The organism is Paraburkholderia dipogonis (assembly GCF_042680985.1).
GTDB lineage: Bacteria > Pseudomonadota > Gammaproteobacteria > Burkholderiales > Burkholderiaceae > Paraburkholderia > Paraburkholderia phytofirmans.
In genome coordinates this window covers 38,990-53,749 of sequence record NZ_JBHUFR010000007.1, presented here as the reverse complement: position 1 = coordinate 53,749, position 14,760 = coordinate 38,990, and the positions used below count along the sequence as shown (strand labels likewise).

At 63.2% G+C, this 14,760-nt stretch carries 16 protein-coding genes; 4 read left to right on the top strand and 12 right to left on the bottom strand.

What is annotated here, in order from left to right:
* Nucleotides 1-25: 25 nt before the first annotated feature.
* From ACFSNN_RS09020 to ACFSNN_RS08975, 10 genes are read right to left on the bottom strand one after another with little or no spacing between them, the layout of a single operon-like run.
* Complete coding sequence (locus ACFSNN_RS09020) at nucleotides 26-856, bottom strand: aspartate dehydrogenase (protein ID WP_134461166.1); 831 nt, start codon at nucleotides 854-856, stop codon at nucleotides 26-28.
* Nucleotides 849-2,507, bottom strand: a complete 1,659-nt coding sequence (locus tag ACFSNN_RS09015) for a thiamine pyrophosphate-binding protein (protein ID WP_134461169.1) — start codon at nucleotides 2,505-2,507, stop codon at nucleotides 849-851. Before ACFSNN_RS09015 ends, ACFSNN_RS09020 begins: the two co-directional genes overlap by 8 nt.
* Complete coding sequence (locus ACFSNN_RS09010) at nucleotides 2,500-3,297, bottom strand: SDR family oxidoreductase (protein ID WP_134461172.1); 798 nt, start codon at nucleotides 3,295-3,297, stop codon at nucleotides 2,500-2,502. Before ACFSNN_RS09010 ends, ACFSNN_RS09015 begins: the two co-directional genes overlap by 8 nt.
* Nucleotides 3,297-4,181, bottom strand: coding sequence for an IclR family transcriptional regulator (locus ACFSNN_RS09005; RefSeq protein WP_208949545.1), 885 nt, complete (start codon nucleotides 4,179-4,181; stop codon nucleotides 3,297-3,299). Before ACFSNN_RS09005 ends, ACFSNN_RS09010 begins: the two co-directional genes overlap by 1 nt.
* Nucleotides 4,182-5,072 (bottom strand): alpha/beta fold hydrolase, encoded by an 891-nt coding sequence (locus tag ACFSNN_RS09000; protein ID WP_134461175.1) that lies wholly within the window; start codon nucleotides 5,070-5,072, stop codon nucleotides 4,182-4,184.
* Between the two features lie 45 nt (nucleotides 5,073-5,117).
* Nucleotides 5,118-5,645 (bottom strand): cupin domain-containing protein, encoded by a 528-nt coding sequence (locus tag ACFSNN_RS08995; protein WP_134461178.1) that lies wholly within the window; start codon nucleotides 5,643-5,645, stop codon nucleotides 5,118-5,120.
* A gap of 26 nt (nucleotides 5,646-5,671) precedes the next feature.
* Complete coding sequence (locus ACFSNN_RS08990; RefSeq protein WP_134461181.1) at nucleotides 5,672-6,439, bottom strand: SDR family oxidoreductase; 768 nt, start codon at nucleotides 6,437-6,439, stop codon at nucleotides 5,672-5,674.
* Complete coding sequence (locus ACFSNN_RS08985; RefSeq protein WP_134461184.1) at nucleotides 6,432-7,526, bottom strand: aromatic ring-hydroxylating dioxygenase subunit alpha; 1,095 nt, start codon at nucleotides 7,524-7,526, stop codon at nucleotides 6,432-6,434. The genes ACFSNN_RS08990 and ACFSNN_RS08985 overlap by 8 nt, the downstream gene beginning before the upstream one ends.
* Before the next feature lie 48 nt (nucleotides 7,527-7,574).
* Nucleotides 7,575-7,886, bottom strand: coding sequence for a recombinase-like helix-turn-helix domain-containing protein (locus tag ACFSNN_RS08980; RefSeq protein ID WP_134461186.1), 312 nt, complete (start codon nucleotides 7,884-7,886; stop codon nucleotides 7,575-7,577).
* 1 nt (nucleotide 7,887) lies between these two features.
* Nucleotides 7,888-8,202 carry a non-heme iron oxygenase ferredoxin subunit gene (locus tag ACFSNN_RS08975; protein ID WP_012428841.1) on the bottom strand — a complete coding sequence of 105 codons (315 nt, stop codon included), beginning with the start codon at nucleotides 8,200-8,202 and terminating at the stop codon, nucleotides 7,888-7,890.
* 441 nt (nucleotides 8,203-8,643) lie between these two features.
* Between ACFSNN_RS08975 and ACFSNN_RS08970 the strand changes: the two genes are divergently transcribed.
* Complete coding sequence (locus ACFSNN_RS08970; RefSeq protein ID WP_134461189.1) at nucleotides 8,644-9,717, top strand: porin; 1,074 nt, start codon at nucleotides 8,644-8,646, stop codon at nucleotides 9,715-9,717.
* Between the two features lie 90 nt (nucleotides 9,718-9,807).
* On the opposite strand, the gene ACFSNN_RS08965 is transcribed toward ACFSNN_RS08970, so the two are convergent.
* Nucleotides 9,808-10,782 (bottom strand): IclR family transcriptional regulator, encoded by a 975-nt coding sequence (locus ACFSNN_RS08965; protein ID WP_134461192.1) that lies wholly within the window; start codon nucleotides 10,780-10,782, stop codon nucleotides 9,808-9,810.
* Between the two features lie 277 nt (nucleotides 10,783-11,059).
* On the opposite strand from ACFSNN_RS08965, the gene ACFSNN_RS08960 reads away from it, so the two are divergent.
* Together ACFSNN_RS08960 and ACFSNN_RS08955 are read left to right on the top strand one after the other, a co-directional pair.
* The gene (locus tag ACFSNN_RS08960; RefSeq protein ID WP_132379269.1) at nucleotides 11,060-11,347 is read left to right on the top strand and encodes a hypothetical protein; all 288 of its coding nucleotides are present in this window, start codon (nucleotides 11,060-11,062) and stop codon (nucleotides 11,345-11,347) included.
* Nucleotides 11,348-11,445: 98 nt separating this feature from the next.
* On the top strand, nucleotides 11,446-13,140 hold the full coding sequence (locus tag ACFSNN_RS08955; protein ID WP_134461195.1) for an acid phosphatase: 1,695 nt from the start codon (nucleotides 11,446-11,448) through the stop codon (nucleotides 13,138-13,140).
* A 64-nt stretch (nucleotides 13,141-13,204) separates the two neighbouring features.
* Here ACFSNN_RS08955 and ACFSNN_RS08950 read toward each other — a convergent pair whose 3' ends face one another.
* The gene (locus ACFSNN_RS08950; protein ID WP_134461198.1) at nucleotides 13,205-13,897 is read right to left on the bottom strand and encodes a DUF4410 domain-containing protein; all 693 of its coding nucleotides are present in this window, start codon (nucleotides 13,895-13,897) and stop codon (nucleotides 13,205-13,207) included.
* A 159-nt stretch (nucleotides 13,898-14,056) separates the two neighbouring features.
* Between ACFSNN_RS08950 and ACFSNN_RS08945 the strand changes: the two genes are divergently transcribed.
* A complete protein-coding gene (locus ACFSNN_RS08945; RefSeq protein WP_134461201.1) occupies nucleotides 14,057-14,416 on the top strand; it encodes a DUF3564 domain-containing protein in 360 nt (119 codons plus the stop codon).
* Nucleotides 14,417-14,760 lie beyond the last annotated feature (344 nt).

Genomic DNA, 14,760 nt, shown 5'->3' with positions numbered 1-14,760 from the left:
TTCAGCTAATGGCTTAACGGGTGCGCTAGATCACGCAGCGCGCCGCGCGATTGCGTAACGCACGCATCGCGCTATACGCGGTCAGCGCGGACGTCTTGGGGTTATCCGGCAACGGCTTGCCGCACATTTCGAGCGACATCTCGCCGAAAGCGCCGCGCGCCACGACGCGATGCACATTGCGCGTCACGTTCGGATCGGCGATCAGCCGAACCGTGGTGTGGTCCAGACCGAGGCCCGCCAGCGCGATCGTCGCGGCCACGTTGGCGTTCTTCGGATACAGCCGCGCCGCTTCGCGCGCGCTGCCTTCGAAAATCACCTTCTCTTCGTTCAGCGTATGCAGATCGCAGAGCTCTTCCGCCGGCGTGCCGAGCCAGCCCGTGGGCGGCTTGCGGCCGGTGTACAGCACTTCGTCGAGACCGCCGAGCTTGGCCGCGGCCAGCGCATCCACGCCGCCAATCGCGCCGGAGAGCAGCGTCAACGTGGCGTCGCCTTCATCGGCGGCAGCGGACAATGCGTCCAGCAGCAACATGTCGGACAGCGCGCCGATCGAGGCGACCGCGCAGTCCGTGCCGGCTTTCAGCAATGGCACTACGTGATCGACCAGCGCGCTATGTCCCGCGCATTCCAGCGCGAAATGCGGCTGGCTGCTCAAGGCGGACACGGAGGCCACGACATCCACCGAGTCGCCCACTACTTCACGCACCGAAGCCATGTGGCGCTCCGGCACGATCACGTGCGACACACGCACGGTCGGATCGGCGGCGACCGAGCGATACACTGCCTGGCCGATCGCGCCGAAGCCGATCATCGCGACGTCGACGGGTGCGTGATGCCCCGCGTAGCCCGCATCACGCATGTTCCGGCTCCTGTTCCTTGACCGGCGGGCCGGCAAACGCGGTGGCGAACGAGCCGACCGACAGCATGTCCACTTCGACCAGCACCGGGCCGGTCTTCGCCATGCCTTCGCGAATGATCGCGTCGGCCTGATCGAGCGATTTGATGCGGTAGTGCGTGAGCTTGAGGCTCTCGCAGAACTGCGCGAAATCCGGCTGATGCAAATCGACGTAGCAGCGGCGGCCGCCGTATTGCGCGTCCTGAATGTTGCGGATCACGCCGTAGCACTGGTCGTTCATCAGCACGATCATCACGTTGGCGTTTTCCTGCACGGCCGTCGCGAGTTCGCCGACGTTGACCATCAAGCCGCCGTCGCCGACGAGGCAAACGGTCTTCGCCGCGCTGCCCGCAAGCGCCGCGCCGATGCCCATCTGCATGCCCTGGCCGATGCCGCCGCCGAGCGCATGAACACCCGCACGCGGCGAGAAAATCTTCAGCATGCGGTTGCCCCACGTGCTGTTCGAAATCGTGACGTCGCGCACCCAGTTGTAGTCGCGGCCCACTGCGGCTTGCAAGGCATCGACGAGACGCTTGTACGGGCCAAGGCCCTTGCCCACATCGGCGACTGCGCTTTCGCGTGCGGCAGCGAGATCCTGTGCGAACGTCGGGTCGACTTTGATACGGCCTTCGAGCAGCGTCGCCAGTTCTTCGAGCACCGAAGATGCATCGCCGTGAATGAACATCTCGTTGCGATAGCCTCGGTTGTCGGCGAGCGCGTCGGCGTCGACGCGATATAGCGGTTGCGGCAACGCGAGCTTGTACTTCAGCGTTTCATTGCCACGCAGACGCGAACCGACCACCACCAGCGCGTCGCACGTCTTGTAGAAGCTCTCGACCGCCGTGTGCACGTTGAACGCGCCGAGCGTCGCGGGATGATCTTCCGGCAACACGCCGCGACCCTGCACGCTGGTCACGACGCCGAAACCCAGCGCCACCAGCCGCTCAACCGCCTTTGTGGCGTGGCGCGTGCCGCCGCCCAGCCACAGCAGCGGGCGCTTGGCCGTTGCCAGCGAATCGGCGAGTTGCGCGACACGCTGCTTGCAATGCGTGAGCGTCGTGATGTGCGGCGCGGCGAGATCGGCGGGCCATTCGATTTCGGCGGCCTGAATGTCGATCGGAATCTCGACGCTCACGGGGCCGCTCGGCGCTGTCAGCGCCACGCGCACGGCTTCGCGGATGGTCGGCAGCGCGGTCTCGACCGAACGCACGCGGAATGCGGCTTTCGAAATCGACGACAGCATCGACAATTGATCCGGTGCTTCGTGGATATACGCGAGGTCCTGATCGAGGTATTCGGTTTCGATCTGACCGGTGACGTGCAGCAGCGCGGTGCCGGCGGTTAGCGCTTCGACCATCGCGCCCGCTGCGTTGCCCGCCGCCGTGCCCGTGCTGGTGAACGCAACGCCGAGGCCGCCGGACACACGCGCGAGGCCGTCGGCCATGTTCACCGCGCCGGCTTCGCCGCGCGCGCCGACGTAGCGGATCTTGCCGCGATTGTGGATCGCATCGAGGATCGGCATGTTATGGATCGAGATCACGCCGAATGCGGTTTGAACGCCGCATTGCTCGAGAAAGGCGGCGATCAGTTCGCCAACGGTGGTTTTGTTAGACATGTCGTGCAACGCCTCCAGAAACATCGATATGACTGCCCGTCGTGTAAGACGACAGCGTCGTAGCCAGATAAAAGAGTGCTTGAGCGGCTTCTTCGGGGCGACCGAAGCGGCCTAGCGGAATATTTTTCTTGCGCGCCAGTTCCGCCGTCCAGTCTTCCCAGCTCTGGCCCGGCTGCGCTTCTTTCGCGTAACGGCGGCGCCATTGACCCGATTCGACAATGCCGATCAGAATCGAATTGACGCGGATGCGCTGCGGCGCGAGTTCCACCGCGAGCGACTTGAGCAGGTTCTGCACGCCGGCCCGCGCCGATGAAGTCGCGACCATGTGCGGCTCGGGTTGCAGCGCCAGCAGCGAGTTGACGCAAACCACAGCGGGGTTCGCGGCGTCGCGCAGCATCGGCAGAAACGCGCGGGTCGGGCGAATCACGCTGAAGTACTTCAGGTCGAGTTCTTCGCGCCAGGCCTCATCGCTGGTGTCGGCGAAAGTCGACACGCGGCCTTGGCCGGCGTTATTCACCAGCATGTCGGTGCGGCCGAAACGCGTCTGCACCGCTTCCGCGAACGCTTTCACTTCGTCGGCGTCGAGCACGTTGCAGCGATGCGCGAGCAGTTGCGCTTGCGGGAACTGCGCCTTCAGCGCGGTTTCCGCTTGCGCGAGACGTTCGGTGTCGCGGCCGCAGATCGCGACCGAGGCGCCCGCCCGCAGAAACAGTTCGGCAGTCGCGAGGCCGATGCCGGACGAACCGCCCGTCACCACCGCTACCTGTCCGGTCAAGTCGATTTGGATCATCAGAGCCCCAATGCCTTCATGTAATTGCTGCCCGACTTCGCGCCACCCTTCGGCCGATAGTTGAGCCGCTGCGAAAGTTCGTCGGCCGCGCGGCGGACCTTGTCGATCAGGCCGCTGTCGAGCAGCGACGCGTCGATCTCGTGACGCGGAATCGTGGTCGTGATCACGGCGACGATGCGGCCTGTGTCGTTGCGCACCGGCGCGCTCACCACCGAAATACCGCGTTCGAACGACGACTCGCTGATCGCGAAACCTCGCCGCGCGTCGTCGCGAATCCGTTCGTACAGGTCGTCGACGGTGATCGGCGTCTGCTTCGTGAAGCGTTCGAGCTCAGGCTCGGGATAGAGCTTCTTCAGCTCGTCGAGCGTGAGGTCGCCCATCAGCACTTGGCCGTGCGTCGTGGCGTAAGCCGGCAGACGCGTGCCCACATTGACCTTCACCGAACTGAAAATCGGCGTGTGGCTTTGCGCTTTGGCGACAAACACGACATCGCGTCCATCGCGAATCACGATGTGACTCGTCAGGCCGGTTTCGGTACGCAGCGCTTCGATAATCGGCAAACCGAGATCGGTCAGTTCCAGCGAGCTCAGATATTCGAAACCGAGCCGCAGCACCGCGACGCCGAGGCGATAGTTGCGGTCCTTGTCGGCACGCTCCAGAAAGCCGAGCGATTCGAGCGTTTGCAACAGACGGAACACCGTCGTACGAGGAATCTTCAGGCGCTTCGATAATTCCGGTGCGCCGAGAACCGGCTCGCGTGGCGAGAACTCCGTGAGAATCTTCAAACCGCGTTCGAGACCGGGCACGCGGTAGGCGGTGTCGCCGGTGGTGTCGTTGCGGTCTTCGTCCGCGTCGCGCTCGGCGTGAGCAGTGTCGGGCGTCATTCATTGGCTCCGTTGTCCGTCGCTCGTGCGACAGAACGTGTCGATGATCGCGGTGTACGCGGCGGGTGCTTCGATATAGCCGGCGTGACCCGCGCGAGGCACGACCTGCAGTTTGGTGCCCGCGGCCAGTGCGAGTCGCTCGCAGGCTTCGGGCGTCGTAATAGTGTCGTCGGCGCCGACGGCCACGTTGATGCGGCCTTTAAAACGCGCGAGGTCGCCAGCGAGATCGGCGTTGGCGAGCAGATGCGTGGCTTGCGCGTAGCCGTGCGGGATCACGCGCGACATGTTCCAGCGCACCCATGCGCGCGCTTCGTCGCTCGCGTGAGCGGACAGCATGTTGGTGCTGCGTTTTTCAGCGAGGCCTTGCGGGCCCAGTTCGTTCAGCATGGCAAGACGCTGATCGCGCTTCGTATCACGCACTTCCGCCGATGCCGCGCCGTATCCACCAGCCGGCGACAACAACAGCAAACCCGCCACACGCTGCGGGTGCGCCACCGCAAACGCCCCGGCGATGATCGCGCCGAGCGAATGGCCGAGCAGCACGCAGCGTTCGATGCCGAGCGCGTCCAGCCACTCCTGCAACACGCTCGCGTAGTCGGCGGCGGCGGGCGATTCGGCCGCGACCGGCGTGGATGCGCCATAACCCGGCGCATCCCACGCCAGCACGCGGCGCGTCGTGCCGAGTCCCTCGAACTGCTGCACCCACGACGCCGCGCCCGACCCGATACCGTGCAGCAGCACGAGCGGCAACGCGCTACTGTCGGCGCTATCCGCTTCGCGATAGCTCACCGCGCGTTGCGAGGCCAGCCGGATCTGCTGCGCCGGAAAGCGCGCAAGGCGAGCTTCGAGCGTAGCGTGTTGATCGGCTGTGACGGACGGGACTGCGGACATGATTTCCTTCGCGGGTGTTTTAAAACGGCGGAAGCGTTTGAAGGCTTAGCGCTTGAGCTTGGCCAGCGGCGAATCCGGCGGATACGTCGGCGTAATGGGCTTCGGCGAACCGAGCATCACGCACATCAACGCGTCTTCTTCGCCGACGTTGATTTCCGTGCGATACACGCCCGGCGGCACCGAGATCAGATCGCGTTCGCCAAGCACCGCTTCCCACGTTTCGCCGTCTTTCTCGCAGACCACTTTCATCTTGCCGCGCAGCACGAAGAAAATTTCTTCGACATCCATATGAATATGGCTCGGGCCGATGTTGCCCGCCGGAATCACCATCGTCGAAAACGTGAAGCCGCCGGCGGGCACCGTGTTCATGTCTTTCGCGACGCCCGTGCCGCCCGTGCCGACATAGCGCATTTGCGCGCGGCGATACTTCGGGTCGTAGTCGGCCTGGAACTTCAGCGCGTCCCAGTCGTAGCGACGCGTTTCCAGGCGCGCGACGCGAGTGTCCAGCCATTGGGCAAAGCTCGCGTCCGCGGGTTGGTCCCACGATTTGCGTTCGATATCGGCGTCCGCCATCTCTTTCTCCTTTCGATTCGACAAGATCAATTCATCACGAAGCCGCCGTTGACCGGCAGCAGTTGGCCGGTCACGAAGCGAGCGGCATTGGATAACAGGAACAGTACGGGCCCGGTGACGTCGTCGGGCACTTGTGCGCGCGTAAGCGCGCGGCCTTGCAGGTAATACTCGTGACGCTCGGCGGGCACGTAAGCGGTCGCCTCGACTTCGGTCAACCCCGGCGCGATCGCGTTCACCGTCACCTGATGCACGCCGAATTCGCGCGCCAGCGAGCGGGTCATCGAAATCACCGCGCCTTTGCTGGCGACATAAGCGAGCAGCTTCGGCGCGCCCCACATCGCCGTGTCCGAAGCAATGTTGACGATGCTGCCGCGGCCCGAGTCGCGCAGATAAGGCAGCGCGGCGGTGCTCATCAGCCAGGTGCCGCGCACGTTGACGTTCATCACGGCGTCCCACGTATCGACGGACAACTCGTCGGCGAACTTGCCGCCGGAGTTGGTGATGGCCGCGTTGTTGATCAATGCGTCGAGACCGCCGAGTTGCGCCGCGCCTTGCTCCGCGAATTGCTTGATGCTGGCCGGGTCGGCGAGATCGAGCGGCACGTAGGTGACTGAGTGTCCTTGCTCGGCGAGCGATGCCGCGAGCGCGCGGCCTTCTTCGTGCAGCACGTCGCCGAACACGACTTGCGCACCGGCTTGCACCAGCGAGCGGACGAATGCCGCGCCAAGACCACGCGCGCCGCCCGTCACGAGGACGCGCCGGCCGTTGAGCGCTGCGGACGCGTCGTTATGCATGGCTGTGGCCTGCTTCGGCCGATTGCGCGGCGCCGGCTTTCGCAGCTTCAGCGCGATGCGCTTCCAGTGCGGCAAAGTCCTGCTGCGCGCGCTGACGCAACATGCGGCGCACACGCGTCATGCCGACGTCGTGCTGATACAGGAATTCATGAGCGCGTGCGTTCGGCGCCATGCTTTCCAGCACATAGCGGTCTTGCTCCAGCACGGCCCAATGCAGACCTTCCAGACGATTGCGATACAGGAAGCGCCATGCGTCGCGTTGCCAGCCCGACACTTTGCGAGTGCGCCAGAAGTAGACCTGGCAGTTGTCGCCGTCGACCGGCGTTGCAAAACCGATGATCCCGAAGTTGCCGCCCGGGCCGAACTTCTTCCTGTACGGAATCGCGAGACGCATCCACAGCGCGCCGGTTTCGCCGAGTTCCACCCAGTCGAAATTCACGTCGCGCTGGCCGACCTTTTCGAACATCAGTCCGGTTTCGGTCTTGCGCACGCGCATGTCGGCCTGCTTGTCGCCTTCGGCCATCGAGTGCGACGTCGCATGCAGATAGGCGCCGTGCATCGGGTCCATCACGTTGTCGATCGCGTACTGGTAATTGCACTTCCAGTGCGACATGCACAGGAAGCTCGCGTATTCCTCGCCGACCAGTTCTTCCGGCAGCACGAGCGGCGTGGGTTCTTTATGCGCTTCGTCGCCGAACCACAGGAAGATCGCGCCGGCATGCTCTTCGACCGGATACGACTTCACGCACTTCTGGCCTTCCAGCGGACAGTTCGACACGGCAGGCACCTTGGTGACTTCACCGCTGCCGTCGATTTCAATGCCGTGATACCAGCACGCGACGCTGCCACCGAGATTCCAGCCGAGCGACAGACGCGCGCCGCGGTGCGGGCAGCGGTCTTCGAGCGCGCGGACCTGGCCTTCCTTGTCGCGCCACAGCACGATCTGATCGCCGAGACGCGTGATGCCGACCGGCGCGTCGCCGACTTGCCAGCTCGGTGCAACGGGATACCAGTAGTTACGCAGGCCCTTGTCCAGATAGGACTGGATCGGATCGGCCGTGCCTTGATTTGTATTGGGGGACGTCATGAAGAGACTCCAGATACGAATGCGATGAACGTGTTCGGGAAAGCGCGCCTATTCGGCGAGCAGGCGGAATTCGGCGGCGAGGCGCTCGGCGTTCCACGTGCTGCCTTCCGGGGTGCGAAAGCCGACGCGGTTCAGACCGTCGACCACTTCCTGCAACTCCACCGCGCCCGCTTCAAAGACTTTTTCGAGCGCGTCGCCGAAGTCGTTTTCGTACTGCGTCGGCTCCGCCTTGCGCGTTTGCCAGATGAAGTTCTCACTCTCGCCCGGCTTTTCGATCACGCCCTTGCCGGCGACGTTGTTCGGCTGCGGCGCGAGCCACGGCTTCAGGAACGGATTGAAGTTCACGATTTGCTCACGCATGTCATTCCACCTTGATCTGGATTTCTTCACCGGCGAGGCGCACCGAGTACACCTTCAGGTCGCGGCCACCGGGCTCTTTCAGGCATTTGCCGGTCGGGATATGGAACACGGCTTCGTGCAACGGGCACTCGACGGTGTCGCCGTCGACAAAGCCCTGCGTCAGCAACGCGTATGCATGGGGGCAGACGTTTTCCAGCGCGTACAGCGCATCGCCCACCTTGTAGATGCCGATCTCGGTGCCGTCGAGCTTGAACTCGAGCGGCGCGTCATCGGACAGGTCGCCGGCATGGCCGGCGCAGCGCCATTGTTCAGTCATTTCTCGCCTTCTCCTGAAGCTTTATGTTCCATACAAGGAACATCAGTTCGTGTATGGATAATTATAGGAGCGGCTTTGGCCGGAGAAAATAAAAATCTGGACTGGTAGGGGAAAACACCGAGTGTGGCGCTTGCAAGACAAGGTCTCGCGAACGGGCGCGAGTAGTTTTGGTCCCCGCAAAGCCTTATCAGGCAAGGTTTTTAGCCATATTTCCAGACGAATCCGACAGCCCTTATGCGGGTTTATACGGGGTCCAAAATATTATTTTGACTGCTCCCAGACTCACTATACTTTTCCATAGGCGATACAAACGCCCATAGGTGGAACATAAAGCGTAGCAGTTTTGGCGCATAAACCCCAGAGCTGCATTCAACCCAAAGCAAGGATCAGGGTCGACGAATCTGGCGAGAGCTACCCGTCGCGTGATCAGGAGAACCAACGGTGAAGCACATCATTGCGGCCGGCTTGACGGCAATCTGCGCAACGACAGGCGCATGGGCGCAGAGCAGTGTGACGCTATACGGCAGCCTGGATGCCGGTGTCGCGTATATCAGCAATGTAGGCGGCCATTCGAAGTGGATGGAAGAACAGGGCAACATGCAGCCTGACCGCTGGGGCCTGAAGGGCGTGGAAGATTTGGGCGGCGGCCTGAAGACGATTTTCCAGTTGGAAAACGGCTTTTATACGAACACCGGCGCATTCGCGAAAGCCGGCGTGCTGTTCAATCGCCAGGCGTTTGTCGGTCTGAGTTCAGACTCGATAGGAACGCTGACCCTCGGTCATCAGACTCCGTTCAGCTTCGACGTGTTGGGTCCGCTGAGCACGGCTTATCTGGCGGCGAGTTGGTATGCATTCCACCCGGGCAATATCGACGAACTCGCCGACACGGGCGTGGTGCCGTTCGACAACTCGGTGAAATTCCGCTCGGCGAGTTTCAGCGGCTTTCAGGTCGGCGCGATGATGGGTCTGGGCAACACGACCAACTTCTCGACCGGCAAGACACTGAGCTTTGCGCTTAGCTATGCGAACGGTCCGTTCAAGGCCGGTGCGACGTACGCGAACGAGCACGACCGCACGCCGTCGATCGTCACGACGGGCATCACGAACTTCCAGGGTGTGGCCGCCGCCACCTATACCGCGGACAAGGTCGAGAACATGGGCGCGGGCGCCTCGTATCAGTTCGGCAAGCTGCTGGTGCACGGTTTGTACACGCGCGTGAAGCTCGAGTCGGGTTCTCACTCGAACACCTATCAGAGCTACGACGTCGGCGCGAATTACCAGTTCACGCCGTTTAACACCGTGGCCGGCGGCGCCGCGACGACGACGCTGGCGGGGCACCGCTGGACGCAGTTCGAAATCGGCGATATCTACGCGCTGTCGAAGTCGACGCAGTTGTACGTGAATGCGCTCTATGAACGCGCCGGTTCGAACACGGATGCGGCGTTCTTCACAGCAGGTGTGTCGAGTGGACGGAATCAGACGATCATTCTGACCGGCATCCATCACTCGTTCTGATGCGCTGATGAGACTGTGATCCGAAGCGGCTAGTCCGGCGGCGAACGCAGCCGGACTAGCGCTGAAGTGAATGCCGAAAAAGAAGCGGAATCAGCCCGCCGCCACCGACTTGCGGCGCGCCTGGACCGCAGTCGGATCGTCCGGACGTGGCCGGTAGCTGAGTCGCTCGGACAGTTCAAGCGCCGCCTGGCAAACCGCGATGATGAGCGGCTCGCGCTCTTCGGCTTCCCCGATATCCGAACGTGGAATCGTCACGGTCAACGCCGCCGCGATCTTGCCGCTCTGGTCGCGCACCGGCGCGCTCACCACCGAAATGCCGCGCTCGAACGACGCCTCGCTCAGCGCATAACCGAGCGCCGCGCTTTCGCGCACTCTTTCGTACAGTTCTTCGACGGTGGCCGGCGTGCGTTCGGTGAAACGTTCGAGCTGCGGCTCCGGATACAGCTGCCGCAATTCCTCGAAGCTCAGATCGCCCATCAACACCTGACCGTGCACCGTTGCATGCGCGGGCAAACGCGTACCGACATGCACCTTCACCGAGCTGAACATCGGCGCATGGGTTTGCGCCTTGGCGACGAACACCACGTCGCGCTGATCGCGGATCAACAGATGCGTGCTCAGGCCCGTGGCATCACGCAGGCGTTCGAGTATCGGCGTGCCGACATCGGTCAATTCGAGCGAACTGAGATATTCGAAGCCGAGCCTCAACACCGCGACGCTCAAGCGGAAATAGCGGTCGCCGTTGACGCGCTCGAGAAAGCCGAGCGCTTCGAGCGTCTGCAATAAACGGAACGTGGTGGTGCGCGGAATGCCGATGCGCTTCGACAATTCGGGCGCGCCGAGCACCGGCTCACGCGCGCTGAATTCCGCCAGAATGCGCAGGCCGCGCTCGAGGCCCGGCACGAGATAAGTCGATCCGCTAGCGCTCTCTTCGTCGGTGGAATCCTGGGACTCGGCGTCATTTGCCTGGGCCGGCGGCAACGCGTCGTCCTGCGAAATCGACACTGTCGCGCCGCGTGGCTTCGCGTGCTTGCGTCCCGCTCCTGTCTGCTCTTCTTTTGCCATCTTGGCTGCCGTTTCTGCTGTTCATCAAGGTCAGATCAACATGATAGCGCGTGGCGCGCCGCCCTCACCGCCTTCGCTATTTCTTGCGCGTGACGCAGTGGCCACGAGCCGCGCGATCGTCGACCGTCACCGGCCAGCGCCGAATGCCGCGTCGTGGTTAACCATGTCAATTGCTGCACCGCCACCATTTCACGCGGTGCTATGCTTTGAAGCGGTCCATTGCGCGTTACCTCGCTGCCGCGCTTTCGCTCCGCTCAAGCGTCCGGAGGCCACGCTCATGTCCGATTCCATTCAGATTCAGGTTGCCGACTCGCACCTTTATCCGGGCTGCGCGGTGCGCATCGCGCACTTGCCCGAGCCGGCCCGAGGAGCGGCCGCCGTCGTCGAATTCGCGGATGGTTCCGGCGCCAATGCGACCTGCCATCGCCGAGCGCTCGACGAACTCGAATTGATGGTCGACCGCTATGCCACGCAAAAGCGTCATCCGGTCGACACGCGGCATTGGCTTCTGCTTGCCGTCGACGCCACACATAACAGTTGGCGCGTGAAGCGCCGGCTTCCTTAATCTGCATCTCTCGCTGCTTCGAATCCGCAACCGGTGCCGCGCGCACGCCGCTCCGAGCGGCGCTCCAGTGCCCGTCACAGCCACTTCGGAACCCACTGATGACCGATCACGACTCCACCCTGCCGCCGAACGCCGATAACGCCAACAACGCCCCCGACGACCCGGAACGCCGCCGAGTTCTTACCGGCCTGGCAGCAGTCGGTATCGGACTGGCGCTGACGGGCTGCAAAACCGACCAAAGCGTGTCGAGCACCGGCGCGCCGCGCAGCGCCGCCGACCTGCGTCTCGACGCCGCGCTTCACGATCAGGTGAAGCACATCGTCGTGATCTACGCGGAGAATCGCAGCTTCGCGAACCTGTACGGCAATTTCCCCGGCGTCCAACATCCGCTCGATGCCGTGAGCGCGGAGCGTTATCTGCAACTCGACCGCGACGGCAAGACGCCGCTGCCGCGCTTGCCGGCCATCTGGGGCGGCCTCGTGCCGCAAGCGCAGGAAGTCGACGGCAAGCGCTACATGATCGGCCAGAAGGATATCGTCAACCTGCACAACCGCCCGTTCCATATCGCCGACGCGCAGGGGGCGCCGCTGCCGACCGGTGTGATCACGCGCGACCTCGTGCATCGCTTCTATCAGAACCAGATGCAGATCAACGCCGGCCGCAACAACCAGTTCGCCGCATGGGGCGATTCCGGCGGCCTGGTGATGGGCCATTACCGGAATTCCGCCGACACGCTGCGGCTGTGGAATCTCGCGCAGCAGTACACGCTGTGCGACAACTTCTTCATGGCGGCTTTCGGCGGCTCGTGGCTGAACCACATCTTTCTGATCTCGGCGCAGGCGCCGTTCTATCCCGACATTCAGAACAGCCCGGCGAAGAAAATGGTGTCCGTGGTGGACGGCGACGATCCGACCGGGGCGCGGCTGAAGCAGTCGGAAGACTCGCCCGCCTCCGCGCTCGACGGTCCGCCGAAATTCGTCAACGACGGCGCGTTCACCGCCGACGGCTACGCCGTCAACACCATGGCGCCGCCCTATCAGCCGAGCAACGTGCGGCCCGCTGAAGGCGGCAATCCGGCCTTCGCGGACCTGTCGAATCCACGCGTGCTGCCACCGCAGAATTACGCGACGATCGGCGACCGGCTGACCGGCAAGGGTGTGGACTGGGCGTGGTACAGCGGCGCGTGGCAGTACGCGTTGGAGCATCAGGATACGGGCGCGGTGCCTGACTTCCAGTATCACCATCAGCCGTTCAACTACTTCACGAATTACGCGCCGGGCACTTCGGCGCGGCGCAAGTATCTGCGCGACGGCGGTCTCGGCAACGACGCGTCGACCAATCATCTGATCGCCGATATCGATGCAGGACGCTTACCGACGGTCACTTTCTACAAGCCGCAAGGCGATCTGAACATGCACGCGGGTTACGCGGATGTCGCATCGGGCGACCGCCACATCGCGACGGTGATCGAGCATATTCAACGCGGGCCGCAGTGGGCGAACACGGTCGTGGTCGTCACCGTCGACGAGAACGGCGGCTGGTGGGACCCTGTGTCGCCGCCGAAGGGCGATCGCTGGGGTCCGGGTTCGCGGATTCCCGCGCTGGTGATTTCGCCGCTGGCGAAGAAGGGTTACGTCGATCACACGGTGTACGACACCAATTCGATTCTGCGGCTAATCAGCCGCGTGCATGGCCTCGCGCCGCTCGATGGCGTGGTGGCGCGCGATCGGGCATTCGCGAGCAACGGACTCGCGCCGTTGGGGGATTTGACAGGCACGTTGGATCTGGCATGAGCGCATGAGCGTTCGAAAGTTGAAACGCCCGCGGCGCGCGCGGCCGCAGGCATTTCAACTCGAACTACTGCGGCTGCGGCTTTGACTGCGCAGCGCCGTGCAGTTTTGCAACCACCGCATCGGCAATCTGCTGAGCCGTCTTCTTGATCGTCTTCTTCTCATCGCCGCTCGCCATCACGAACTTGGCGGCGATCACGTACGGATTCAATTTGATGGCCGCGCCCGGCATGCCCTTGCTGTCGGCTTCGTCGACGGCCTGATATAGCGGCGGCAAATTAGACGCGCCGAGGCTGTCGCACGACACTGCCACCTGGATGTCGTTCTGGCCCGCGCCGAAACCGACCATCGCGCGCCTGAGGCGATTGCCGTCGTCGACCCTCAAAAACACGCCGCGCACTTGCCAACCAACGGTCGGCAGCGGCTGACCCGGCGCACTGCGGCGCGCATCGACGCCCGCCTTTTTTAGATCGTCCGTTAGTGCGTCCGCCATTTCGTCCACGATATGTTTGGCATGCTCCTGCGGATTCTTGTCCTGGCCCATCGGTCCCGGTCCGCTCGGCAGCAAGCCGCGCAGGCGGCGCACCCGTTGGCCCGGTCCGCTGTCCGGCGTCACGTTCGCGACGTCCAGATCGAAGTCGGCGACGTAGACGACCGGCGCGGGCGCCGCGAACGGCGCACTGTCCGCCGCGGCGTTGACGGCGGCCATCATGCTCAGGCATCCCGCCATCACCGCGCATTGCAGAAATCGATGCAGCATGGCGTGCCTCCGCGAACGTAACAGGACGCGCCTATCGTACAACCGTGCGCAGCGTGCGTCTGTTTTTTCGTGCCTGATCGTCATACGGTTTGCCTTGCATAACGCCGGTTGCAGCATAGACTGTTAAAGCACAACTTCGCAATTTGTACGGAACCCGCCATGCGACTGACCATCCTGATCAACGGTTCCGATCCCACCGTCAGCCACGACTACGCTGTGTTATGGCTCGACACCGACGAGCACCGGTGGTCGAGAGAAGCACATCAAGGGATCGATTTGCCCCCGTGGGGCGAACTACGCGACGACAACGGCGTGACAACCCTCTGTGCGCCCAGCACGGATGCGCCGCTGTGCACGCTGCGCGGATTGCACGTGGACCGCAAGCAGCGCGTGAGCGCCGCGCAAGGCGCCGCGGCATGGACCGCCCTGCCGACGCGCGCGCCGACCAGCGGTTTCTGGCGTCTGCAAGCAGTGGATCGCCAACAGGTCCACGCCGAACACAGCGTCTTCGGCAATTAGGTTTCTGCACTTATTTTTTATCGGTCGAAATGACGCATGCGCGAGCGGGTGTTTCCGCTCGCGCATGTGTCATTCCGTACGTGCGTTCGTGCGCCGTCTGTTCGATTTTTTGACTGCCATTTGGCCTGCCATTTTGTCGCACGCGCATTTAAGGTCGCCTTAAGTTTGCGTGAGTAGAGTTGGAAATCCACGCATTAGGGTCGCTGCAAGGCGGCCCGTTTTTTTTGGTGCGGCGAGATGTGGACGTCTCCGTGCGCGCCATGCGGCAGCATAGTTTTCATGACAGCGCTCAGCGCGCGAATCCGTTTTCTCCTCCGGTGTTTCCGTGCATTTCACGTCGCGCG